The organism is Pseudomonas cichorii, assembly GCF_015471405.1.
GTDB lineage: Bacteria > Pseudomonadota > Gammaproteobacteria > Pseudomonadales > Pseudomonadaceae > Aquipseudomonas > Aquipseudomonas serbiensis.
The window spans coordinates 32,529-56,452 of the sequence record NZ_BLVZ01000013.1 but is presented as its reverse complement, the minus strand read 5'-3'; the positions used below and the strand labels follow the sequence as shown (position 1 = coordinate 56,452).

The 23,924-nt window shown below is 58.2% G+C and carries 21 protein-coding genes; 10 read left to right on the top strand and 11 right to left on the bottom strand.

The genetic code is table 11. From position 1 onward, the window contains the following. Nucleotides 1–10 precede the first annotated feature (10 nt). From JL015_RS20195 to JL015_RS20185, 3 genes are read right to left on the bottom strand one after another with little or no spacing between them, the layout of a single operon-like run. Nucleotides 11–784 carry a MetQ/NlpA family ABC transporter substrate-binding protein gene (locus JL015_RS20195; protein WP_201000896.1) on the bottom strand — a complete coding sequence of 258 codons (774 nt, stop codon included), beginning with the start codon at nucleotides 782–784 and terminating at the stop codon, nucleotides 11–13. Between the two features lie 55 nt (nucleotides 785–839). Further along, the gene (locus tag JL015_RS20190) at nucleotides 840–1,514 is read right to left on the bottom strand and encodes a methionine ABC transporter permease (protein WP_201019692.1); all 675 of its coding nucleotides are present in this window, start codon (nucleotides 1,512–1,514) and stop codon (nucleotides 840–842) included. Next, the gene (locus JL015_RS20185) at nucleotides 1,514–2,521 is read right to left on the bottom strand and encodes a methionine ABC transporter ATP-binding protein (RefSeq protein ID WP_201019691.1); all 1,008 of its coding nucleotides are present in this window, start codon (nucleotides 2,519–2,521) and stop codon (nucleotides 1,514–1,516) included. The genes JL015_RS20190 and JL015_RS20185 overlap by 1 nt, the downstream gene beginning before the upstream one ends. A gap of 312 nt (nucleotides 2,522–2,833) precedes the next feature. On the opposite strand from JL015_RS20185, the gene katE reads away from it, so the two are divergent. Further along, a complete protein-coding gene (gene katE / locus JL015_RS20180) occupies nucleotides 2,834–4,981 on the top strand; it encodes a catalase HPII (RefSeq protein WP_201019690.1) in 2,148 nt (715 codons plus the stop codon). 53 nt (nucleotides 4,982–5,034) lie between these two features. Here the strand turns inward: katE and JL015_RS20175 are convergent, their stop codons facing one another. From JL015_RS20175 to JL015_RS20160, 4 genes are read right to left on the bottom strand one after another with little or no spacing between them, the layout of a single operon-like run. Beyond that, entirely contained in the window at nucleotides 5,035–5,760 is a 726-nt protein-coding gene (locus tag JL015_RS20175) for a PA5502 family lipoprotein (RefSeq protein WP_201019689.1), read from the bottom strand. 38 nt (nucleotides 5,761–5,798) lie between these two features. Next, the gene (znuB, locus tag JL015_RS20170) at nucleotides 5,799–6,587 is read right to left on the bottom strand and encodes a zinc ABC transporter permease subunit ZnuB (RefSeq protein WP_201019688.1); all 789 of its coding nucleotides are present in this window, start codon (nucleotides 6,585–6,587) and stop codon (nucleotides 5,799–5,801) included. Further along, nucleotides 6,580–7,377, bottom strand: a complete 798-nt coding sequence (gene znuC / locus JL015_RS20165; RefSeq protein WP_201000889.1) for a zinc ABC transporter ATP-binding protein ZnuC — start codon at nucleotides 7,375–7,377, stop codon at nucleotides 6,580–6,582. The genes znuB and znuC overlap by 8 nt, the downstream gene beginning before the upstream one ends. Next, the gene (locus tag JL015_RS20160) at nucleotides 7,377–7,859 is read right to left on the bottom strand and encodes a Fur family transcriptional regulator (protein WP_025257811.1); all 483 of its coding nucleotides are present in this window, start codon (nucleotides 7,857–7,859) and stop codon (nucleotides 7,377–7,379) included. Before JL015_RS20160 ends, znuC begins: the two co-directional genes overlap by 1 nt. A gap of 67 nt (nucleotides 7,860–7,926) precedes the next feature. Here JL015_RS20160 and znuA point away from each other — a divergent pair, with 67 nt between their 5' ends. Next, nucleotides 7,927–8,868 carry a zinc ABC transporter substrate-binding protein ZnuA gene (gene znuA, locus JL015_RS20155; protein ID WP_201019687.1) on the top strand — a complete coding sequence of 314 codons (942 nt, stop codon included), beginning with the start codon at nucleotides 7,927–7,929 and terminating at the stop codon, nucleotides 8,866–8,868. 95 nt (nucleotides 8,869–8,963) lie between these two features. Here znuA and JL015_RS20150 read toward each other — a convergent pair whose 3' ends face one another. Both JL015_RS20150 and JL015_RS20145 read right to left on the bottom strand, forming a co-directional pair. Then, nucleotides 8,964–9,914: a homoserine kinase gene (locus JL015_RS20150; protein WP_201019686.1), complete on the bottom strand. Its 951-nt coding sequence runs from the start codon at nucleotides 9,912–9,914 to the stop codon at nucleotides 8,964–8,966. A 37-nt stretch (nucleotides 9,915–9,951) separates the two neighbouring features. Further along, the gene (locus JL015_RS20145; RefSeq protein ID WP_201000884.1) at nucleotides 9,952–10,236 is read right to left on the bottom strand and encodes a DUF2782 domain-containing protein; all 285 of its coding nucleotides are present in this window, start codon (nucleotides 10,234–10,236) and stop codon (nucleotides 9,952–9,954) included. Between the two features lie 74 nt (nucleotides 10,237–10,310). On the opposite strand from JL015_RS20145, the gene polA reads away from it, so the two are divergent. Beyond that, a complete protein-coding gene (gene polA / locus JL015_RS20140) occupies nucleotides 10,311–13,079 on the top strand; it encodes a DNA polymerase I (RefSeq protein ID WP_201019685.1) in 2,769 nt (922 codons plus the stop codon). A 206-nt stretch (nucleotides 13,080–13,285) separates the two neighbouring features. On the opposite strand, the gene yihA is transcribed toward polA, so the two are convergent. Next, complete coding sequence (gene yihA, locus JL015_RS20135) at nucleotides 13,286–13,924, bottom strand: ribosome biogenesis GTP-binding protein YihA/YsxC (protein ID WP_201019684.1); 639 nt, start codon at nucleotides 13,922–13,924, stop codon at nucleotides 13,286–13,288. A gap of 348 nt (nucleotides 13,925–14,272) precedes the next feature. Between yihA and JL015_RS20130 the strand changes: the two genes are divergently transcribed. From JL015_RS20130 to JL015_RS20100, 7 genes are all read left to right on the top strand, one after another. Further along, the gene (locus tag JL015_RS20130; RefSeq protein ID WP_201000878.1) at nucleotides 14,273–14,887 is read left to right on the top strand and encodes a c-type cytochrome; all 615 of its coding nucleotides are present in this window, start codon (nucleotides 14,273–14,275) and stop codon (nucleotides 14,885–14,887) included. A gap of 187 nt (nucleotides 14,888–15,074) precedes the next feature. Beyond that, a complete protein-coding gene (locus JL015_RS20125) occupies nucleotides 15,075–15,719 on the top strand; it encodes a thiol:disulfide interchange protein DsbA/DsbL (RefSeq protein WP_201019683.1) in 645 nt (214 codons plus the stop codon). A gap of 12 nt (nucleotides 15,720–15,731) precedes the next feature. Continuing rightward, on the top strand, nucleotides 15,732–16,607 hold the full coding sequence (locus JL015_RS20120) for an endonuclease/exonuclease/phosphatase family protein (RefSeq protein WP_201000874.1): 876 nt from the start codon (nucleotides 15,732–15,734) through the stop codon (nucleotides 16,605–16,607). Then, nucleotides 16,604–18,715 carry a GGDEF domain-containing protein gene (locus tag JL015_RS20115; protein WP_201019682.1) on the top strand — a complete coding sequence of 704 codons (2,112 nt, stop codon included), beginning with the start codon at nucleotides 16,604–16,606 and terminating at the stop codon, nucleotides 18,713–18,715. Before JL015_RS20120 ends, JL015_RS20115 begins: the two co-directional genes overlap by 4 nt. Nucleotides 18,716–18,811: 96 nt before the next feature. Then, nucleotides 18,812–19,591, top strand: a complete 780-nt coding sequence (locus JL015_RS20110; protein WP_201000870.1) for an N-acetylmuramoyl-L-alanine amidase — start codon at nucleotides 18,812–18,814, stop codon at nucleotides 19,589–19,591. A gap of 85 nt (nucleotides 19,592–19,676) precedes the next feature. Further along, a complete protein-coding gene (locus tag JL015_RS20105; RefSeq protein WP_201019681.1) occupies nucleotides 19,677–21,296 on the top strand; it encodes an EAL domain-containing protein in 1,620 nt (539 codons plus the stop codon). Nucleotides 21,297–21,428: 132 nt separating this feature from the next. Continuing rightward, the gene (locus JL015_RS20100; protein WP_236250243.1) at nucleotides 21,429–21,914 is read left to right on the top strand and encodes a hypothetical protein; all 486 of its coding nucleotides are present in this window, start codon (nucleotides 21,429–21,431) and stop codon (nucleotides 21,912–21,914) included. 217 nt (nucleotides 21,915–22,131) lie between these two features. Here the strand turns inward: JL015_RS20100 and JL015_RS20095 are convergent, their stop codons facing one another. Next, entirely contained in the window at nucleotides 22,132–23,919 is a 1,788-nt protein-coding gene (locus JL015_RS20095; RefSeq protein ID WP_201019680.1) for a KinB sensor domain-containing domain, read from the bottom strand. Nucleotides 23,920–23,924 lie beyond the last annotated feature (5 nt).

Genomic DNA, 23,924 nt, shown 5'->3' with positions numbered 1-23,924 from the left:
CGCGGTTTTATCAGAACGCCGGAACCACAGCGCCTTTGTACTTCTCGACCAGGAACGCTTTCACTTCAGGAGTGTTCAGCGCAGCAGCCAGTTTCTTGATGGCGTCCGAATCCTTGTTGTCCGGACGGGCAACCAGAATGTTGGCGTAAGGCGATTCAGCACCTTCGATCACCAGTGCATCCTTGGTTGGATCAAGCTTGGCGCCCAGCGCGTAGTTGGTGTTGATCAGCGCCAGATCGACCTGGGTCAGCACGCGCGGCAGGGTTGCAGCTTCCAGCTCGCGGAACTTCAGGTTTTTCGGGTTGTTCGCAACGTCTTTAGGCGTAGCCAGGATGCTGGTCGGGTCCTTGAGGGTGATCAGACCGGCCTTGGCCAGCAACAGGAAAGCACGGCCTTCGTTGGTGGCATCGTTTGGCAGCGCGACGGTTGCGCCGTTTGGCAGGTCTTCCAGTTTCTTGAACTTGTCGGAGTAAGCGCCGAACGGTTCTACGTGAACCTTGGCAACGGTAACCAGATCGGTGCCTTTACCCTTGTTGAACTCATCCAGGTACGGCTGGTGCTGGAAGAAGTTGGCGTCCAGGCGCTTTTCGGCAACCTGTACGTTCGGCTGGATGTAGTCGGTGAAAACCTTGATTTTCAGGTCTACGCCTTCCTTGGCCAGTGTTGGCTTGATGAACTCCAGAATCTCGGCCTGCGGTACAGCAGTCGCGGCGATACTCAGGGTTTCGTTGGCCTGCGCAGACAATGCTGTAACGGCGGCAAATACGGCCAAAAGTTTTTTCATGCAACAGCTCCTTTTATGAGGCCCGCACCAAGCAGGCCCTTACCAACAAATTCGGTTAACGATGGGTGAAATGGGCAACCAGCTTGTCGCCGACGGTTTGCAGTATCTGCACCAGCACCAGCAGCAGTACGACCGTCACGAACATCACGTCGTTCTGGAAACGCTGATAACCATAGCGGATCGCAAGGTCACCCAGTCCGCCAGCACCCACGGCGCCGGCCATGGCAGTGAAGGACACCAGCGCAATGGCGGTCACGGTAATGGCCGCCAGAATGCCGGGGCGCGCTTCGGGCAACAATGCCTTGACGATGATCTGCCGGGTCGTGGCACCCATGGCCTGGGTCGCTTCGATGATGCCTTTGTCCACTTCACGCAGGGCGGTTTCCACCAGACGGGCGAAGAACGGCGTGGCACCGGCAATCAGCGGCGGCAGCGTACCGAGAATACCCAGCGATGTGCCGGTGATGACTTCGGTCAGCGGCATCATCACGATCAACAGGATGATGAAGGGCAGGGCGCGCAGCATGTTGACGATCAGCCCGACCGTCGCATACAGCTGCTTGTGTTCCAGCAACTGGCGAGGCGAGGTCAGGAACATCAGCACGCCCAGAGGCAGGCCCAGCAAGATGGTGAAGCCCAGCGAAACACTGAGCATGATCAGGGTATCGCCCGTGGCGACCCAGATTTCATACCAGTCGACGTTGGAAAACAGATTCAGGAAAGCGTCCATCAGCGCAGCACCTCCATGTGAACGTCAGCGGCGGTGAAGCGAGCGAAAGCGGCGTCAATGTCGCCGCCGGTAATGGCCAGCGTCAGTTGACCATAAGGTGTGTCCTTGATGCGGTCGATACGGCCCGCCAGGATGCTGTAATCCACGCCGGTTTCCCGAGCGACCGTGCCCAGCAATGGCGCGTAAGTCGATTCGCCCTGGAAGGTCAGGCGCACGATACGACCCTGAACATGAGCAAAATCGTCACGCTGCTCGTTCTCGTCGATCTGCTCATGCTCCTGCACGAAACGCTTGGTGGTCGGGTGCTGCGGATGCAGGAACACGTCGGCCACATTGCCCTGTTCGACAATCACACCGGCGTCCATCACGGCCACCTGATCGCAGACACGGCGAATCACGTCCATTTCATGGGTGATGAGCACGATGGTCAGTTTCAGCTCTCGATTGATCTCGGCCAACAGCTGCAAGACCGACGCAGTGGTCTGTGGGTCCAGAGCGCTGGTGGCTTCATCGCACAGCAAAATCTTTGGCTTGGTCGCCAGGGCGCGGGCAATGCCGACACGCTGCTTTTGTCCGCCGGACAATTGCGCCGGGTATTTCCTGGCATGGGCAGACAGTCCGACCCGCTCCAGCAGCTCGGCGACACGCTTGTCGATCAGCTCACGGGACAGGTCGCCCGCAAGTGTCAGCGGCATGGCCACGTTGTCGGCCACGGTCTTGGAAGCCAGCAGATTGAAGTGCTGAAAAATCATCCCGACCTGCTGACGGAAACGCCGAAGGCCGTTGGCGTCGAGTGCCGTGACATCTTCGTCGTCAACCACGATCTGCCCGCCACTCGGGGTTTCAAGGCGGTTGATCAGGCGCAGCAAGGTACTTTTGCCCGCGCCGGAATGGCCGATCAGGCCGAATACCTGGCCGTCTTCGACACGCAGGCTGGTGGGATGCAGAGCCGGAATATCCTTGCCTGCAACCCGATAGGTTTTGTGGACGTTATGAAACTCGATCACGGAGCGAACCTTGTGGGGGCGCGTTAAAAAATCAGCGCAGTGACCTGGGGCAGCCACTTGCTTCGTTACCTCGGCGGGGTAAGCCGGGCGCGCATTTTAGCCTGTCCGCACAGCACTGCTTAGCATTTATTTGCCAGCACACATGCTCAATTGGCATAACGCGACCGGTGGTGCCAATGGCCGGAAAATTTAATGAACGGCACTTTTCCAGACGGGTCACTCCTTTAACGCCGTGATTCCCTTGGCTTGCCAAGGGAGTTGAATCATAGAGCCTGACATGAAAGCCGGGCCAGAGAATGAGGAGCATGTCTGATGTCTACCCCGAGAAAACCACCCCTTACCTCTACGCCGAAAAGCGAACTGGCAGGAACAGACACTCTTGACCGAAGCAATACCAACGAAAAACTGGAAAACCTTGAGCCGTTTCGCTCCGATGCCACGGAGCAGGCGCTGCGCACCAATCAGGGCGTCAAGATCGCCGACAATCAGAACACGCTCAAGGCAGGCAGCAGAGGTCCTTCGTTGCTGGAAGACTTCATCATGCGCGAAAAAATCACCCACTTTGACCATGAACGCATCCCGGAGCGAATCGTTCATGCGCGAGGTACGGCCGCACATGGCTACTTCCAGAGCTATGACGATCACGCCACCTTGAGCAAGGCCGGCTTCCTTCGCGATCCTGGCAAGAAAACCCCGGTATTCGTGCGCTTCTCCACCGTGCAGGGGCCAAGGGGCTCGGGGGATACGGTACGGGATGTTCGCGGCTTTGCGGTCAAGTTCTACACCGACGAAGGCAACTTCGATCTGGTCGGCAATAACATGCCGGTGTTTTTCATTCAGGATGCGATCAAGTTTCCTGACTTCGTGCATGCGGTAAAACCCGAACCTCACAACGAAATCCCGACCGGGGGCTCGGCTCATGACACCTTCTGGGATTTTGTGTCGCTGGTTCCTGAGTCGGCGCATATGGTGCTGTGGACCATGTCCGATCGCGCCATCCCGAAAAGCCTGCGCACCATGCAAGGCTTCGGTGTCCACACCTTTCGCCTGATCAATACCGAGGGCAAGTCGACCTTCGTGAAGTTTCACTGGAAACCCAAGTACGGCGTCTGCTCCCTGGTGTGGGACGAGGCCCAGAAACTGGCGGGCAAGGACACCGACTATCATCGCCGAGACCTGTGGGAATCCATTGAAACGGGCGATTACCCCGAGTGGGAGTTAGGCGTACAGATCGTGGCCGAAGAGGATGAACATGCCTTCGACTTCGATCTGCTGGACCCCACCAAGATCATTCCCGAAGAGCTGGTACCGGTGACGCCACTGGGCAAGATGGTGCTCAACCGCAACCCGGACAACTTCTTTGCCGAGACCGAACAGGTTGCGTTCTGCCCTGGGCATATCGTGCCCGGCATCGATTTCTCCAATGACCCGCTGCTGCAGGGTCGACTGTTTTCCTATACCGATACCCAGATCAGTCGCCTGGGCGGTCCGAACTTCCACGAAATTCCGATCAACCGCCCGGTTTCGCCCAACCATAACGGGCAGCGTGATGCGCAGCATCGCATGACGATCAACAAGGGGCGGACATCCTACGAACCGAACTCCATTGATGGCGGCTGGCCGAAAGAAACGCCTGCCGCTGCGGTGGACGGCGGTTTCGAGTCGTATCCGGAGCGCATCGACGCCCACAAGATACGCGAGCGCAGCGAGTCCTTCGGGGATCATTTTTCACAGGCCACGCTGTTCTTTCAGAGCATGAGCACACACGAGAAAGAACACATCATCTCGGCTTACAGCTTCGAGTTGGGCAAGGTTGAGCGTGAGCATATCCGCGCCCGGACGGTGAACGAGATTCTGGCCAATATCGACCTGGAGCTGGCCAGCCGCGTGGCACAGAATCTGGGGCTGCCAGCGCCAAAGGCCGGGACTGTGGCCGCCAGATCCTCGTCTGTCAAACAGTCACCTGCATTGAGCCAGGCCAATCTGCTATCCGGCGACATCGCATCGCGCAAGGTCGCAATACTGGTGGCCAATGGCGTGGACGGAAAAGCTGTCGAGGCCATGAAAGCCGCACTGCAAGCCGAAGGTGCTCACGGCAAGGTATTGGGGCCGACTTCTGCCCCCGTGGTGACCGCCGACGGCAAGAGTCTGCCGGTGGATGCGTCTATGGAAGGACTGCCATCGGTGGCGTTCGATGCAGTGTTCATCCCCGGCGGCAAGGACTCGATAAAAGCCTTGAGCACCGATGGGGTTGCCTTGCATTACGTGCTGGAGGCTTACAAGCACCTCAAGGCCATCGCGGTATCCAGCGATGCCAAGGCATTACCGGATTTGCTGCATCTGGATCAAGACGCTGGATTGCTGGTCGTACAAGACGGCTCATACGATGCGTTCTTCAAGGCCATCGCACAGCATCGAGTGTGGGATAGAGAACCGAAAGCCAAGGCTGTACCTGCCTGATTGCGCAGGTTTTTTTCGCAAATGAATTGGCTCCTACATCTGTAGGGGCCAATTCATTCGCGAATAGGCCTGGCCGGCGTCAAGACAATCTGCGCTGACTCATTACGCTCGATCTGACGGCGCAGTTCCAGCTCGAAATCAGGATTGATCTTGACCACGCGCTTGGTCAGCAATGTTGCCAGCCATGGGTAGTCATCGGTGCGAGGAACCTGCAACAGCACTTCGCAATTGAATGCCACGGTATCCGAGGCAATCGCATCCAGTTGGCGACGTAATTGCGGCATATCGCCGATCTTGAGATCGATGGTGGTGCTGTCGGCTGCCGGGTCGATCAGTTTCGCAATGCGTCTGGCTTCGGCAGCGCGCAGTTCGGCTTCGGCCTTGTCCAGCTCGGCCTTGCGGGCATGAGCGATGGCGCCATTGACGCCGCTGGTGAGCGCCGGAGCCTTGGGCATCAGCGCACGGGCACGACTCAATGCAGCGGCGGCAGCATTCATGTCGCCCTTCTGCAAACCGATCTGGCTACGACTCAAATAGGCTTCCGCCAGCCGACGCTGAAAGGGCTCCAGCCGGATATCGGTAGGCGCCGCAGCTTGCAGAGCCGTCAACTGGTCTTCAGCAGTCGCCAATTCATTGCTGGTAATGCTTTGCTCAAGCTGTGCAAACCCGTCTGGCTTTGCTTCGGCCACAGGTGTTTCAACGGTTGGGGCACTCTGGCAGGCACCCAACAGGATGGAAAATGCGACAAGCAGCAGATAACGGGAGGCGAGCGGCTTCATTCCTGCGATTCTCTAAGTTGCGCAAAAAACGAGCAAGTCTACACCGCTCGCTTGGGGAGAACAAAGCTGAGCAAGAACAGTGCCGCAGCGGATACCACAATAGACGGTCCTGCCGGGGTGTCCTTGAACCATGACAACGATAGCCCAATACACACAGCCGTCACGCCCAGCACGCTTGCGCCCAGTGCCATTTGTTCTGGCGAACGGGCGTGACGCTGTGCCGCAGCGGCGGGAATGATCAACAACGAAGTGATCAGCAGAACCCCGACGATTTTCATTGCGACGGCAATCACCACGGCAATCAGCAGCATCAGCGTCATGCGCAACGAGGCCACCGGCAGGCCTTCGACCCTGGCCAGTTCCTCATGCACGGTTACCGCCAGCAGCGGTCGCCACAGGCAGACGATCAGCACCAGAACCAGTGCGCTACCACCCAGAATCCAGGCCAGATCCGTCGGGCTGATCGCCAACAGGTCACCGAACAGGTAAGCCATCAGGTCGATACGCACTTCATGCATGAAGCTCAGGACCACCAGCCCGAGTGACAAGGTGCTCGGAGCAAGAATCCCCAGCAGCGTGTCCGAGGCCAGCGGCTGGCGCTGTTGCAGGGTGACCAGCAGAATCGCCAGCAGCAGGCAACCGACGGTCACGGCAATCGTCGGGCTGACGTCCAGCAGAAAACCCAGCGCCACGCCAAGCAGGGCGGCATGGGAAAGGGTGTCGCCAAAATACGCCATGCGCCGCCAGACCACGAACGACCCGAGAGGCCCCGCGACCACTGCCAGGGCCAGACCTGCGAGCAAGGCGTAGAGTAGAAAATCAGCCATGCTTGCAGTTGTCTCCGTGGACATGGGTGTGAATAGGGGATGCAGGCGCTGCATCGCCACTCACGACTTCGCCATGCAGGTCATGGGCGTGGTCGTGATGGTGGTGATAGATCGCCAGGCTTTGTGCGTTCTTGCCGAACAGTTCGACGAACGCCGGATCGTTGCTGACCTGTTCAGGATGGCCGGAGCAGCAGACATGGCGATTCAGGCACACCACCTGATCGGTGGTGCTCATCACCAGATGCAGGTCATGGGAAACCATCAGCACGCCGCAACCGTGACGATCACGCAAACGGGTTATCAGGCTGTACAGCTCGGCCTGACCTGCCACATCGACGCCCTGCACCGGTTCGTCGAGAACCAGTAGCTCAGGCTCGCGCAACAAGGCACGGGCCAGCAGGACGCGCTGCATCTCACCGCCGGAAATACCCTGAAGCGGGCTGTCGATGACTTTTTCGGCACCGACTTCCTGTAGTGCTGCCAGCGCGGCCGCCCGATCCACACCCGGCACCAGACGCAGAAAGCGCAGCACCGAGAGCGGCAGAGTCTGGTCCACATGCAGCTTTTGCGGCATGTAGCCCACTCGCAAGCCGGGCTTGCGCCAGACCGTCCCGGCATCGGGCTTGAGCAGCCCCAGCACGGCACGCACCAGCGTCGTCTTGCCTGCGCCGTTGGGGCCGATCAGGGTGACGATTTCGCCGGGGCGAACATTCAACTGAATGTTGTGCAGAACGTTTTGCCCGGCAAGCGTGACGCCAACCTGCTCCAGGCGAATCAACGCATTACTCATCAGGCGGCCTTGCAGCCGGAACAGATGCCGACGATTTCGACGGTCTGGCCTTCAACCTGAAAACCGACTTCTTTGGCAGCATTGATCACGGCATCGCTGATGGAAGCATGCTGCAGTTCAATGGCGGCGTGGCACTCGCGGCAGATCAGGAACTGGCCCTGATGCGCGTGAGTCGGGTGATTGCAGCCGGTAAAGGCGTTGAGGGATGCGATCCGGTGGACCAGGCCGTTTTCCAGCAGGAAATCCAGCGCCCGGTAGACGGTTGGCGGCGCGGCGCGACGGCCGTCTTCGTCGCTCAACACGGCAAGAATGTCGTAGGCACCCAGCGGCTTGTGGCTTTGCCAGACCAGTTCCAACACGCGACGACGCAAAGTCGTCAGGCGCAGACCTTTGCTGGCGCACAGCGCATCGGCTTCTGTGAGCGCAGAATGCACGCAATGAGAGTGATCATGAGGACGGCTGGCCAGCGGTGTAATAGGCATGAGCGGCGACGATATTTGCTAGAGACGTTATTATGTTACCCGTTCCTGTCTTATATGAGTGGTCCAAGTGCGCCGTCTTTTTAACCTTTTTGTCGTTTTGTCGGCCAGTTGGCTGGCTGTTGCCCCCGTCCAGGCAGAGGTTCGGGTCCTGACCAGCATCAAGCCCCTGCAGTTGATTGCAGCGGCTGTACAGGATGGCGTGGGTACACCAGAGGTGCTGTTGCCGCCCGGAGCATCACCGCATCACTATGCCTTGCGTCCATCCGACGTACGGCGTCTGAACGAGGTCGAACTGTTCTACTGGATCGGCCCGGACATGGAGAGTTTCCTGCCGCGTGTCATTCAGGGCCGCAAGCTGCCTGCCGTTGCCGTGCAGTCCTTGCCCGGCATGCATTTGCGTCATTTCGAGGCAGACAATGCGTCACATGACGATCACGATCATGACCATAGTCATGGTGCAGACGAGCACGACCACGATCACCGGCCGGGCAGCCTGGACTCGCATTTGTGGCTGTCCTCGTTCAACGCCAGGGTGATTGCCGCGAAGATGGCTACCGACCTCGGTACCGCCGATCCGGAAAACGCCGCTCGCTACAAGAGCAATGCCGAAGCCTTCGCCAAGCGTCTCGATGCGCTGGATACCCGGATCAAAAGCCGCGTCAGCGCTGTGGCAGGCAAGCCGTATTTCGTCTTCCATGAAGCCTTTGATTACTTTGAAGAGGCTTATGGGCTCAAGCACACCGGCGTGTTCAGCGTCGCAGCAGAGATCCAGCCGGGTGCCCAGCATGTCGCAGCCATGCGCGAGCGTTTGAAGGAAGTGGGCAAGACCTGTGTGTTCAGTGAGCCACCCTTGCGCCCGCGCCTGGCCGAAACCCTGACAGCGGGCTTGCCGGTGAAACTGGCTGAACTGGATGCGCTGGGCGGCTACACGCCAGCCACTGCTCAGGGATACGAGCAGGTATTGCAGAAGCTGGGTGATGATCTGGCGGGGTGCCTGGAAGGTTTGTAGCTTGCTTCGCGAATAAATTCGCTCCTACGGAAATTTCATTTAATTCATGATGTTGTGTTTTTTGGTGGGAGCAAATTCATTCGCGAAAAGCCCGTTTACAAGGCAAACGGCAACGACAGATGAACATCCTGTCGCTGTGCCAGACGCTTCTCGAACTCTGCCGGGTCATGGATCAGCACGTCCTGTCCGGCAAAGGACTCAGCCGCAATCAGGCGTGACAGCCAGAAACGTACGCATCCCACGCGCAGCATGGTTGCCCAGAGTTTCGTTTCAGCCGCCGTAAACGGCCGCAAGGCGGCGTAAGCGCCCAGCAAAGCTCTGGCGCGTACCGGGTCGATCTGACCGCCTTCCAGCGAGCACCAGTCGTTCAACGCAATGGCCAGGTCATACAGCATCGGGCCGGAGCAGGCGTTGTAGAAGTCGATCAGCCCGGTCAGGTGCGTACCTTCAAACAGGGCATTGTCACGGAACAGGTCAGCGTGCAGGTTGGCGCGAGGCAGCGCCATGATCTGCGGCTTGAGCTCTTCGATTTCCTGCAAGACGTTTTCCAGCAGTGTTCTTTGCGGCTCGTCCAGGTGCGAAAGGAAATTCCTGCCCTCGCTGAGCATCCAGTCCAGGCCACGATCGGTCTTGCGCTCCAGAACATTGGCACGTGTCGCCAGATGCAGGTTGCCCAGCAGCTCGCCGATCTGCACGCAATGCTGAGTGTTGGGCTCGCTGATGTGCTTGCCCGGTAAACGCGGTTGCAGCAGCGCCGGCTTTTCCGCCAGCTCACGCAGCGCTTGGCCGTCAGTAGTGCGCAGGGCGTAAGGCACCGGCAAGTCGGCGTCGTGCAGTACGTCCAGCAGTTCGATGAAGAACGGCAAATCCTGAATCGGGCCACGCTCAACGAGGGTCAGGACGAATTCGCCCTGTTCCAGGCTGATGAAGTAATTGGTGTTTTCACTACCTGCGGCAATGCCTTGAAAGTCGAGCAAACGGCCGAGCCCGTACGGGGCAAGAAATGTTTCCAGCTCGGGCCGAGCCAGTGGGGTAAAAACGGACATATCAGGACTGCCAGCAAAATTAAGTGAATTTAGGGTGTTACCAGCTGAATATTTCCCATTGAGGAATCAGCATGTCCGGTTGGTCCGAACGGATGAAATTGGGACTCGTACCATCGGCGCGCACCAGAAAATAAGGTTTCCCGTTCTTGGGCGTGATTTTCACCGCATAAAGAAAGCCGTTCTGGCGGTACTCCTGAATGGTCTTGTCGCCGTCGGTGCGAATGGTAACGTCTGGAGCGTCCGCAGGAGAATCCTCGGCTGCAACCACCAGGGGACAAAACACCAACAGCCCAGCCAACAACAGTCGATTTGCCGTGCGCATGATAACCTTGTCCCTTTGTCGTCAATGGTCCTCGCATTCTAGCGCCGACCCCGCCGAAAAGGTTGATTCTGCTCATGAGCCAAGCGCCCCTCGTCCTGGTGGACGGTTCTTCTTACCTGTACCGCGCCTTTCATGCGCTGCCACCTCTCACCACGTCCAAAGGTTTGCCGACGGGTGCGGTCAAGGGCGTGCTGAACATGCTCAAGAGCCTGCGCCGGCAATACCCGAAAAGCCCGTTCGCGGTGGTTTTCGATGCCAAAGGCGGGACTTTCCGGGACGAACTGTTCGCCGAGTACAAAGCCAACCGTCCGAGCATGCCGGATGATCTGCGCGTACAGGTCGATCTGCTGCATGCCTGCGTCAAAGGCATGGGTTACCCGCTGTTGTGCGTGGAAGGTGTCGAAGCCGACGACGTGATCGGCACCCTGGCGCGCAGCAGCGCGGCGGCGGATCGACCGGTCATCATCTCCACCGGCGACAAGGACATGGCGCAACTGGTCGATGGGCACATTACGCTGGTCAATACGATGACCGGTAGCGTGCTGGATGTCTCTGGCGTTAAAGAGAAGTTTGGTGTCGGCCCTGAGCACATCATCGATTATCTGGCGTTGATGGGCGATAAAGTCGACAACATCCCCGGTGTTCCCGGCGTCGGTGAAAAGACAGCCGTAGGCCTGCTGGTCGGTGTGGGCGGTGGCTTGAAAGAGCTGTATGAAAATCTCGACTCGGTGGCGGGCATGGCGTTCCGGGGAGCCAAGACCCTGGCACCCAAGCTTGAAGAGCACCGTGCCATGGCGTTTCTGTCCTATGAACTGGCGACCATCAAGGTCGATGTGCCACTGGACATCACTCTCGACGACTTGCAGGTGGGTGAGCCAGATCTGGAAAAGCTCACGGAGCTTTACACCGAGCTGGAATTCAAGAGCTGGCTTGAGGATCTGCAACGGCAAGCCAAGCGCGCAGGCGTGGAAATCGTCAAGGAAGAAGTGGTTTCCGAGATCAAGCTGGACTATGTCACGGTCCTCACTCAGGAACTCTTCGACGTCTGGCTGGAAAAACTGCGCACCGCCAAACTGATCGCCTTCGATACCGAAACCACCGGGCTGGATGCGCAGAAGGCGCAACTGGTGGGCCTTTCCTTTGCGGTCAAGGCCGGTGAAGCCGCCTACATTCCGCTGACCCATTCCTACATGGGCGTGCCGGACCAACTGGACCGCGACACCGTGCTGCTGGCGCTCAAGCCGCTGCTGGAAGACCCGGCCATCCTGAAGGTCGGGCAAAACGCCAAGTTCGACATGAACATTCTGGCCAACTGTGCCATTGGTGGTGATCAGGAAAATGGCATTACCGTCCAGGGCGTTGCCTTCGACACCATGCTTGAGTCCTATGTGCTGAATTCCGTAGCGACCGCCCATGACATGGACAGCCTGGCCAAGAAATATCTCGGCCACCAGACCACCAGCTTTGAAGACATTGCCGGCAAGGGCAAAAAGCAGCTGACGTTCGACCAGATAGCTCTGGAGCAGGCCGGCCCGTATGCCGCTGAAGATGCTGACGTGACCTTGCGCCTGCATCAGACCCTGATTGAAAAGCTGGACGCTGCCCCAGAGCTGCGTCGCGTACTGACCGAAATCGAAATGCCACTGGTGCCGGTACTGGCGAAGATCGAACGCGAAGGTGCAAAAGTGGATGCCAACCTGCTCGGCATTCAAAGCGTCGAGCTGGGCAACACCATGGTCGAGCTGGAGCGTCAGGCTTTCGCAGTTGCGGGTGAGGAGTTCAACCTGGGTTCACCGACTCAACTCGGGAAAATCCTCTATGAAAAACTGAACCTGCCTGTTCTGGGCAAGACACCCACCGGCAAACCGTCCACGTCCGAAGATGTGCTGATCAAGCTGTCCGAGCTGGAGCAGGGCGCTGAGTTACCCACCTTGCTGTTGCAGTACCGCTCGATCAGCAAGCTGAAAAGCACCTACACCGACAGCCTGCCAGGACAAGTCAACCCAAGAACCGGGCGCGTTCACACGTCCTATAACCAGGCGGGCGCTGCAACGGGACGATTCTCGTCCAGCGAGCCCAACCTGCAGAACATCCCGGTGCGTACCGCAGAAGGACGCAGGATTCGTCAGGCGTTCATTGCCCAGCCGGGCTACAAACTGCTGGCAGCGGACTACTCGCAGATCGAATTGCGGATCATGGCGCATCTGGCCAGCGATGAAGGACTGCTGGATGCCTTCCGCAACGGTCTGGACGTACACCGTGCGACGGCGGCCGAAGTTTTCGGGGTCGAACTGGATCAGGTCACCAACGATCAGCGCCGCAGCGCCAAGGCGATCAATTTCGGGCTGATCTACGGTATGGGCGCATCGGGCCTGGCCCGGCAGATCGGCGTCGATGGCAAGCAGGCCAAGGCGTATATCGAGCGTTACTTCGCTCGCTACCCAGGCGTGCGGGAATACATGGAACGCACTCGCGAGAAAGCCAAGGAGCAGGGCTACGTCGAAACATTCTTCGGACGTCGGCTCTACCTGCCGGACATCAACTCCGACAACGGCATGAAACGCGCCGGAGCCGAACGCACAGCGATCAACGCACCGATGCAAGGCACAGCCGCCGATATCATCAAGAAAGCCATGGTTGCAGTGAACAGCTGGCTGGAAGAGTCGGACCTTGATGCCCGCGTCATCCTGCAGGTTCACGACGAACTGGTACTGGAAGTGCGCGAGGATCTGGTCGAGCAGATCAGCGAGCAGATTCGTCCGCACATGAGCGGCGCTGCGCAATTGGCCGTGCCATTGCTGGTTGAAGTGGGCGTGGGCAACAACTGGGACGAGGCGCACTGATCGTCGCGCCAACATGAACTTTTCGGCTGGCCGGGAACTTAACCGGCCAACCGTCAGTCAGAGAACTCGATTGGTTGAAAAACCCGTCATGCTCCTAGTTGTGTTAAGTGTTGGCAGATATCCGGATCCCGCCCTAAGGGTCTGGACCTTGAACCCCGAACTTCCCCCCTCCCCATATGAAGTCCGGGGTTTTTTTTGCCTGCGATTTACCCCCCGGCAGGCGCTTTGTCTTCCAGTTCCATCCAGTCGGCCAGAACGGTATAGGCTTCTTCCAGGCCCATACGCTTTGGGGCCGAGAACAACTGGATCGTGACAGCCTCGCCCCAGCCCTTGCGGATCTGTGACTGAACCTTGAGCAGCGTGTTCTTTGCTGCGCCGTAGGTCAGCTTGTCGGCCTTGGTCAGCAGGACATGCATCGGCATCTGGCTGGCGATTGCCCAATCCAGCATCAGGATGTCGAAGTCGGTCATTGGATGACGGATGTCCATCATCAGGATCAGGCCTTTCAGGCTTTCGCGACTGCCCAGATAGGCTTCCAGGTGGCGCTGCCAGTGCTGTTTGAGCGGAATCGGCACTTTGGCGTAGCCGTAACCGGGCAGGTCCACCAGACGACGGTCTTCATCCAGTTTGAAGAAGTTCAGCAGTTGCGTGCGCCCCGGCGTTTTCGAGGTGCGTGCCAGGCTGGCGTGGGTCAGCGTATTGAGTGCGCTCGACTTGCCCGCGTTGGAACGCCCGGCAAACGCGACTTCATAGCCTTCGTCATCAGGGCACTGATCGACCTTGGCGGCACTGAGCATGAACGTGGACTGTTGGCACAGGCCGAGGATGGGGTTCTTGAGTTGCATGTGATTTCCGGTGAAGGCCTTGCCTGCAAGGGGTGCGGCAAGAGGTGTCGTTTCCGTTTGGGTAGCGCGAGTATATAATGCCGCAAATTTTGTGTGTGAATTCCCGGGTGCATCGAGGGAAGAACACTGAAGCGAGAACTAATATGCGCATTAGAACGCAGTCCGCTTTCAACCTGAAAGGTTTTTACTGCGCAAGAGGACTTTGGAGCCCCTTTTGCCAGGATCGTAACAATGCCGCGCGTGAAATGTGCAAGGACCGCAGTAGTCAGCATTTGCGAACCGTCATCCTGGAGATGAGCAAATCACCTGCTACCTAACTTTTCACCATTAGCCGATCTGGATTACCTGATGAACAAATTATTCGTGAGTCTGCTGTTGACGCTTGGCATCTGTGGAACAACCCAGGCCGCCGACGTCACCGGTGATGCGGCCGCCGGTCAGGCAAAGACGGCCGTATGTGGCGCCTGCCATGGACCGGATGGCAACAGCCTGGCTCCCAACTTCCCGAAACTGGCAGGCCAGGGCGAGCGTTACCTGCTCAAGCAATTGCACGAAATCAAGGATGGCAAGCGCACGGTTCTTGAAATGACCGGGCTGCTGACACCGCTCAATGATCAGGATCTTGCAGACATCTCCGCCTATTACGCCAGCCAGAAAGGCAGCGTCGGCGCGGCTGATCCCAATCTGGTCGCCCGTGGCGAAGCCTTGTTCCGTGGCGGCAAGCTGGATCAGGGCATGCCTGCCTGCACCGGTTGTCACTCTCCTGATGGTACAGGCAACGTCTCGGCCGGCTTCCCGCACCTGGGTGGTCAGCACGCCGATTACATCAAGAAACAATTGACCGCCTTCCGCGAAGGCGATCGCGTCAATGATGGCGACACCATGGTCATGCGCTCCATCGCTGCCAAGCTGAGCAACAAGGATATCGAGGCTCTGGCCCAATATATCCAGGGCCTGCACTGATCGATACGCGAGCATTCGGGCAGAGAATCCAGAGGGTCAGGCGTGACGTGCTTCATGGCACAAGCAAAAAGGGTGGCCCGGGCCACCCTTTTTTTTGATCGCCAGCGTTACACTAAGAACTCAAGCCTTGGTGACCGGTCGAAAAACCCGTCGTTTGAAGGCGACTCAATCTGCCCAGGAGTAAAGCATGCGTAATCTGATCATCAGCGCCGCTCTGGTTGCTGCCAGCCTGTTCGGTATGTCCGCTCAGGCTGCCACCCCCATCGAAGCTGGTAAGCAATATGTTGAATTGGCCAGCGCTGTGCCTGTTTCCGAGCCAGGCAAGATCGAAGTTGTGGAATTGTTCTGGTATGGCTGCCCGCATTGCTATGCGTTCGAGCCGACCATCAACCCATGGGTTGAAAAACTGCCCGAAGACGTTCACTTCGTACGCATCCCTGCCATGTTCGGCGGCGCCTGGGATGCCCACGGCCAGCTGTTCATCACCCTGGACACCATGGGCGTAGAGCACAAGGTTCACGCAGCGGTATTCGACGCCATCCAGAAAGACCGCAAGCCTCTGCTCAAACCAGAAGACATGGCTGACTTCGTTGCCACCCAAGGCATCGACAAAGCCAAGTTCCTCGAGACCTTCAACTCCTTCGCGGTGAAGGGCAAGATCGCCCAGTACAAGGAACTGGCCAAGAAGTACGAAGTGACCGGCGTACCGACCATGATCGTTAACGGTAAATACCGTTTCGATCTGGGCAGCTCCGGTGGCCCGGAAGCGACCTTGCAGGTTGCTGACCAGCTGATCGCCAAGGAGCGAGCGGCCGGCAAGGCAAGCAAGTAAGAGCAGCCCGCCATGCGCCGCTGGGGCAAGGGCACGGAGCGAGTCGTTGGCCTGCATGATCCGCAGGTCAACGAACATCATCTGCTGCAAAGCGGGTTGCCAGCCGATGGCAGGCTTCGGTTGCTCAGCTTCAATATTCAGGTCGGTATCAGCACAGAGCGTTACCGGCATTACCTGACGCGCGGCTGGCAGCATCTGCTGCCACACGGCGGACGGGCAGGCAATCTGCAAAAGATTGGCGACCTGCTCAACGATTTCGATCTGGTGGCATTGCAGGAGGCCGATGGCGGCAGCCTGCGTTCAGGCTTCATCAACCAGGTCGAGCATCTGGCTCATCTCGGTTCCTTCCCCTACTGGTATCAGCAGCTCAATCGCAACCTGGGGCGTCTGGGACAACACAGCAACGGCGTTCTCAGCCGTCTGCGTCCCGGCAAGATCGAAGACCATCCATTGCCTGGGCCTGCCGGACGCGGTGCTATTCTTGTCCGTTTCGGGGAAGGCGAGGACGCGCTGGTGGTGGTCATGATGCATCTGGCCTTGGGTCCGCGTACTCGAACACGGCAACTGGCCTATATCCGTGAACTGATTGGCGGTTATCGCCATCAGGTACTGATGGGCGACATGAATACCCATGCCAACGACTTGCTGGAGCATTCGCCACTGCGCGATCTCGGCCTTCTGGCACCGCAGGTCGAGGCAACCTTTCCCAGTTGGCGGCCGCAACGCTGCCTTGATCATATTTTACTCAGCCCGACACTGACGCTTGAACGTGTTCAGGTACTGGCGCAACCCATTTCCGATCACCTGCCCGTTGCTGTAGAGATTCGCCTGCCGGCTTCGCTGTGTGGTGATTCGCTACCCGTGCTCTCTGGTAGACCCCTTGAATGAGCGAAGAAGCCGAGCGCTGGAAAGAGAAGTATCTCAAGGGTATCGAGCAGCAGGACAGGCTCGCAGAGCGCTGGAACGCCAGGCTCGACTTGCTGCGCCGAGGCCTTGTACGCAGTAGTCTCGCGGCGGAAGGTACGGACCGCTCTGTCGACGAATGCATGAAGGAAATGCGCGAAATCGTGCGCAAGGACGACATGGATGCGGGTCTGGCAGCCCTGATACCACGCCTTGAAAAGGCCGTGCTGGATTCCGAGCAGCGTCGTGAAATCAGGGTAGGGCAGATCAGCAACGCTCTGGGTGCGCTGGTGACCCAACTGCAAGCCTTGCCGCTGCCTCGGGAAGTGCGCAAGCCGCTCAAACGGTTTGCCAAGGACCTCGAAGACCGCGCCTCCCAGGCCCGGGAATTACCCTTGCTGCTGAGTGAGCTAAGCGGCTTGCAGGGCAAGGCGCTGACCCTGCTTGAAAAACATGAAGAGGGACCTCGTCCCGGAATCCTTCAACGTCTGTTCGGCACCCGTGAGGAATCGAGCGATGCGGCTCATGGCCCGGAAAACGCTCAGCCAGCCAATGCGGCTACACCTGCCGCTGCCGAACCTGAGCCTGAGCCTGAAAGCGTTAACGAGCCAAACGCAGCGACCGTACCGACACCGGCCCAACCTGCGCAGCCAGCACCAGCACCAGCACCAGCACCAGCACCAGCACCAGCACCAGCACCAGCACCAAAGGTTGAGGCTGAAGCTCCCAAAGTCGAGCAACAGCACGTAGAGACTCCCGCTCCCACTCCTGTGGTTGAGCCAGTAGTTGAAACGCCGCAACCCGTTGAAGTGGCAACCGTCCCGCCCGCGCCCGCCGAGAAAGCGGCACCCGCACCGGTTCCGGTTCCCCCGCAAGAGCTGGTTACGCCTACGCCCTCTGTTCCCTACGAGCATGTGCCGGTTGTGCAGGCACTCGCCGAGAGCGACAGCGCAGAAGCTGACGAGTCACCGGATGATGAGCCGACCGATGAGCAAGAGGCCGGTGAAGGGGACCCGAACTATTCCCTGCCTTACTCTCCGGAGCCGAGCTACAGCTCGGTGGCCGCTCATATCGAAGAGACCTTGCTGGGGTTGCTCAAGGACCTGACCTTGTCCGAGCATCATCGCCCGCAAGTCGAAGACATGCAGTCACGCCTCAAACACGGGCTTAACTGGTACGAACTGCTGCCGATCCTCGACGATCTTGCCATTCTGATGCTGGCGATCAATAACGGCGGCCAACAGGAGTTCGGGACCTATCTCAAGCAGCTCAACGAACGACTGGAGTCGTTTCAGAGCCATTTGCAGGCTGCCAGTGAAGACCATGCCGAGAACCAGTCCACCGCACGTGACCTGAACGAGCAATTGCGTGAACAGGTCGGCGGCTTGCAGAGCAGTGTCCAGGACGCCTCCGACCTGAACAGCCTCAAGCAAGTGCTCGACAACCGGCTGGAAGGCCTGCTCAGCACAATGGATCACTACCAGCGCAAACGGGATGATCGCGAACAGGAAGTCGCCTCGCGACTGCAAGGCCTGGCCGCCCGTGTCGCCAGCATGGAACAGGAAGCTCTGGGCTTCAGGACGCACCTGGAAGAGCAACGGCAAAAAGCACTGATCGACCCGCTTACAACCCTGCCCAACCGTGCGGCCTGGGGAGAACGGCTTGAACGGGAAATGGCGCAGTGGCAACAGGACAAGACCAGCCTGCTGGTCTGCATACTGGATCTGGATCACTTCAAGCGAATCAACGATGGCTATGGTCACCTGGCCGGTGACAAGGTGCTGAAGATCGTTGCCAGTGTGCTGAGAAAACGCATGCGCCCCACAGACTTCCTGGCGCGCTTCGGTGGCGAAGAGTTCGTCATGCTCATGCCGGCCACCCATGTCACGACGGCTTTGACACTGCTTGATGAACTGCGGGCTGCCGTCGAGCTTTGTCCGTTTCACTTCAAGGGTGAGCGGGTGACGATCACGGTATCCATGGGCGTGACCGCCTTCCGGACCGGCGAACGTAGCGATGTCGCCCTCAAACGGGCCGATCAGGCGTTGTATCGCGCCAAGGAAAACGGCAGAAATCGTGTCGAGCAGGGATGAATGAAACATCTGGAATCCATCGGCGCTTCACGGATGAAGCAATTTTGCCGCGCTTTGTTATGATGTTGCATTTGCTGCCGACGTAATCCGATTTCCATGAAGCTGATTTTCACTGCATTTCTCCTTCTGGTCCTGACTGCCTGCTCCAGCGGGCCAAAGCTCGACACCAGCCATCCCTCGGTCAACCATGACGGCCGGGTCCAGTACGTCATCATGCATTACACCTCCGCCTCGCTTGAGCGCTCGCTGGAGTTGCTGACCCATGGCGAGGTCAGCAGCCACTACCTGATCGGCGACGACAATCCGGCAACGATCTACAAACTGGTCGATGAAAGCGCACGCGCCTGGCATGCCGGAGAAAGTGAATGGGAAGGCCGTACCTGGCTCAACTCAAGCTCCATCGGCATTGAAATCGTCAATCCCGGCTACACGGATACACCCACGGGACGCCTCTGGTACCCGTACACCGAAAGCCAGATTCAGGCGATCACCGTACTGCTCAAGGACATCATCAAACGCAACAATATCGACCCCAGGCACATCATTGGGCACAGCGATATCGCACCGATGCGTAAACTGGACCCAGGCCCGCTGTTTCCCTGGAAACGACTGGCACATGAAGGCATAGGCATCTGGCCGGACGAACGGCTGGTCGCCCAGCGTCAGGCGCAGATGATGAATAACCTGCCAAGCATCACCTGGTTCCAGCAACAATTGGCACGCCTGGGTTACACCACTCCTCAGACCGGTGAGCTGGACACCGCTACACGCCACGTTCTCGCTGCCTTCCAGATGCATTACCGTCCAGAGCGCTTCGACGGCCAACCGGACATTCAGAGCGCGGCCATCTTGCAGGTGCTCAACCGGGCCGACTAGATCAGCCTTCAGGGCTGCGTTCTTTACCAAGCTATTTGCGCGCTTGTTGCTATACCTGAGGGATATTCCACTCGGATATCCACTGATGCTCATCGCGCAAACGCGCTTTCGCATTCACCTTTCCCACCCTTGGTTGCTGGCGTTGCTGGCAGCCTTGCTAAGCGCGGCTGTATTTTTGTTCGGCAGCTTCGGGCTGGCGATGCATCAGGCACGGCAGAACGAAAGCCTGCAAATGAACGCTCAGGGCGAGCGCTTCCTGATTCGACTGGAGCAGCTTTTCGGTCAGTTGCGTGCAGGGCTGGATCAGCTGGAACACCAGCCACTAAGGCGTTGCAGCCCGGAAATGGTCGGGCGCTTGCGTGAGGTCATTTCCAGCAACCGCTTCATTTATGAAGCCGCTTATGTCGGGGGCGCGCGCAGTTGCTCCAGCTGGCCACGTCCCAAGGTGCTCGACGAACCTCGGCCACCTGACATTCGTGGCCCGACCTACGATTATTGGCTCAATACCTCGGCCCAGCCGGACGACAACCTGGCCGCACTGGTGCTTGGGCGTGGGGATTTTCGGGTTTCGACTTCACGCGGCCATTTGACGGATGTGGTCGATCTTCCGGCTGGAGGCAGCCTGCTGGTGGTGCTCGATAACGGCACCCGAGCGATACCGGTGCTGGGGCCTGCACAAGCCTGGCCTCCCGTGCCGGACTGGTTGCCGAACAGCGATACAACGCTCATTACGGCACAGACCCAACTGATTTACCGCATGCCCACCCAAAGCCCGGAATACCAGTTGGTGCTGATAACACCGCGTATCGACTTGCAGGAAAAAATCACGGGAGCCTGGTGGTTACTGGTACCGGCCAGCCTGTTGATGTCCTTGTGCATTGCAGCGCTGGTCCTGCAATTGATGCAACAGCGCAAATCCCTGGGGGCCGAACTCTCGGGGGCGTTGCGGCGCGGGGAATTGAAAGTCCTCTACCAGCCCATTTTCAACCTCGAAACCCGCTTGTGCGTCGGCGCCGAAGCCTTGGTGCGCTGGCGCAGGCCGGACGGCACGCTGACCAGCCCGGACCTGTTCATCCCGTTGGCTGAAAATACCGGGCAGATTCGGCAGATCACCGATTTTGTCTTACAGCAGTCACTGGAAAAACTCGGGCCGCTATTGCGCGCCAACCCGCATCTATACGTCTCGATAAACCTGGCCGCCTGCGATGTCATCGCCCCGCGCATTGGCCGCGTAGCCGCCAGATTGCTGGCCCTGCACAAGGTTGCCGCCCGCCAGATCGCGTTTGAAGTGACCGAGCGCGGCCTGATCGACGTGGTCGTGGCGCGCAACCACCTGCAACTGCTGCGCGACCGTGGCCACCAGATCCTGATCGATGACTTCGGCACCGGCTATTGCAGCCTGGCCTACCTGCAGACCTTGCCGGTGGACTGCCTGAAAATCGACAAGGCCTTCATCGATGCATTAGGGCACGACGCCGCCAGCAGCGGCGTCGCCCCCCATATCATCCGCATGGCTCACGCACTGCAATTGCGCGTAATCGCTGAAGGGATCGAGTTCGAGTCCCAGGCCCATCTGCTCAAGAGCGAAGGCGTGGTCTACGGCCAGGGCTGGCTCTTCGCCCGCCCTTTGACTCCCACCAAGTTCTGCGAACTGGTCACGGGTGGCCGAAGAGGGACTGGGCGACGCAAGGATGATGTGGCGTGAAGACAACGACCATTTCAACGACACGCTACGCTGCTGTGCTTACAGTTCTTAATCAAATTGCCAGCAGAATCTTGTAAGTGGGCTGACTGGTACAATCTCGATCTTTGAGGTGTCTGGCTCTCTCGCAATGCAATGGAATGGAATGATCTGATAATCAATGGAACAACTTACAGTCTGGCGCATTTGCAGCCATTCGAGCGGGTATATGACATTGCTGGAGAGCAGGTCACCATTCATTTTGAATTTGGATTTCATTGCTTCACAGATGACAAGGGCAACGGCAAGCAGCTTTATTACAAGCGTGAGCATCGCTATTTTTGCCTTGCGCGCTATCACTACAGCAGCCAATTGCGTGACTACATTGATCGCCGTTTTTTTGAGGGGCTTGCTGTGCCGCATAACAGCAAGAAAAGTGGACAGCGCTACTTCTGCCTTGATCTGCATGACTACGCAATATTCTTTTCAATCACAAAGCCACAGGGCTCAGTCAACCGATTGAAGCTGCATGTGATCTCTGCATACGAGGTCGACCAATGGGGCCGACACTCTCTGCCCAGAGGCAAACCATTCAACGTGCGCTTCATTCTGGAGAAAAGGAATAAAGGGGAATCTGTGTAAAGCAAAAAGCCCCAATACTTTCGTATCAGGGCTTTTTGTGAATCTCTATATCGGCCTGTTCTTTCGGCTTTCGCCTATCCCGCTCACTGGCTAGGAGGGTTTTCACCCCGAAATCAACACCCCTTCCGAAGAAGGTTCCGGTCTGTGCTGACGATCAAAAGCTTAGCAAACAGTTGCTCTCCATTCAACGATTGGTTGAATGCCCCTCCACAACCCTCTAGAGCGGCAACGCCATATAAAACTGCGTCCCCTGTCCTGGCCGTGAATAGACGCCCATGCGCCCACCGTGCAGTTGCACGATTTCCTTGCACAGTGCCAACCCAAGACCGGCGCCACCTTTCTTGCGGCCAACCTGTACGAAGGGCTCGAAGATTCGGCCTTGTTGCCCGTAAGGAATGCCTTCGCCATTGTCTTCGATGCTGATGATTGCACGCTCGCCATGACGGCGGGCCTGTAAGCGGATCAGGCCGTTTTCAGGGGTATGGCGCAATGCGTTGTCCAGCAGGTTGTCCAGCACCCGTTCCAGTTGCGTCTGATCGGCATGCAGATGTGGGACTGGTTCCTGAATGTCCAGCATCAAGGTGATGTTGTGTTCCCGGGCTTGCTCCTCGAAACGGCCTCTGGCTTCTTCAAGCAAGTGCTTGATAGGGCAGGGGGCAAGCTTGAGTTTTTGCAGACCGTTCTGATAACGCGAGAAATTCAGCAGGTCGTTGATCAGTTGCATCAGGCGCTGCATTTCTTCGGTGATGGTATTGAGCAGGTCCGCTTCGCGGGACTCTGCCGCAAAATGCAGACGCTCCTGCAAAAGCCCGAACGCCATATGAATGCCGGTCACCGGCGTGCGCAGCTCATGAGAAGCACGCAGGACGAACTCGCTGCGCACGCGCTCGAAAGCCCGTTGCTCGGTCACATCGCGCAGCACCATCACTGCACCGAGAATGTGGCCTTTGGTATGACTGACGGGGGTCAGGCTGTAGGTCAGCAATCGGGACTCGCCCTCGATATCGATGCTCAAGTCTTCCGGTGCATGCTCCAGAGTCCCGCCACGCAAGATCAGGAATAACTGCTCATCCAGCTCTGGATGCTCAAGCGCTTCGCCAAGCCCGCGACCAAGGCGGCTCTCGTCCCAGCCAAGCTGGCGCTGAGCCACGGGATTCAAGTGCTCCAGGCGACCTTGCCGGTCGATCATCAGCAGGCCATCGTCGATACTGTCGAGCACCGCTTGCAGACGTTGCTGGCCGGCCAGTAACTCATCGACATTGGTGGCCTGATGCTGACGCAAAGCCTCGGCCATGATGCCGAAGCGCCGGGTCAGAAGGTTCATTTCGGCTGCCGAGGAGATGGGCAGCGTTACTTCATAGTTGCCCTGGCCGATATGGTCCGCCGCCTTGGCCAGAGCCTCGATGGGGGCGCCAAAGCGCTGGGCGATACCATGGGCAGTGATGAAGCCGATACACAACACGGCAATGCCTACCAGCCCAAGCAACCCGGCGATCCACAGCGCCCGCTCGCGGGAATAGGCTTCGGCAGTACTGATGTTCTCCAGCGCCCGGCGGTGGGTATCCAGCAAGTCGTTGCGCAAGACATCGAAGCTGCCTCGCAGCTCGGGGTTGTCATGCATTGCCCGCGTGTCGCCCTCAAAGCGCTGGTAGGCATCAATGAAGCGCTGGTAGTACTGACTCGTCTTCTCGAAGCGACCCTGCACCTTGTTTTGCGAATCACGTTCCATGCCCTCGACCAGCAGTTCATGAAACTGATCCTGATACTTCTGCAGCGCGAGCTTGTCAGGTGACGGGCTGATCATTATCACCAATTGATCGCCGAGGTTCTGACGCAGCTTCAGGCCCAGTTCGAGGTTGCTGAAGTTACTCTGGATCAGGGACTCCTGACTCTTGGCCATTTGCATGACGCTGACCAGCCCAAGCAGCAACCCAAGTAGCGCAACGGTTATCAGGGCCGAGATGCTTAGAAACAGACGGGTACGTAACTTCATTGCCAGTTTCATACAGA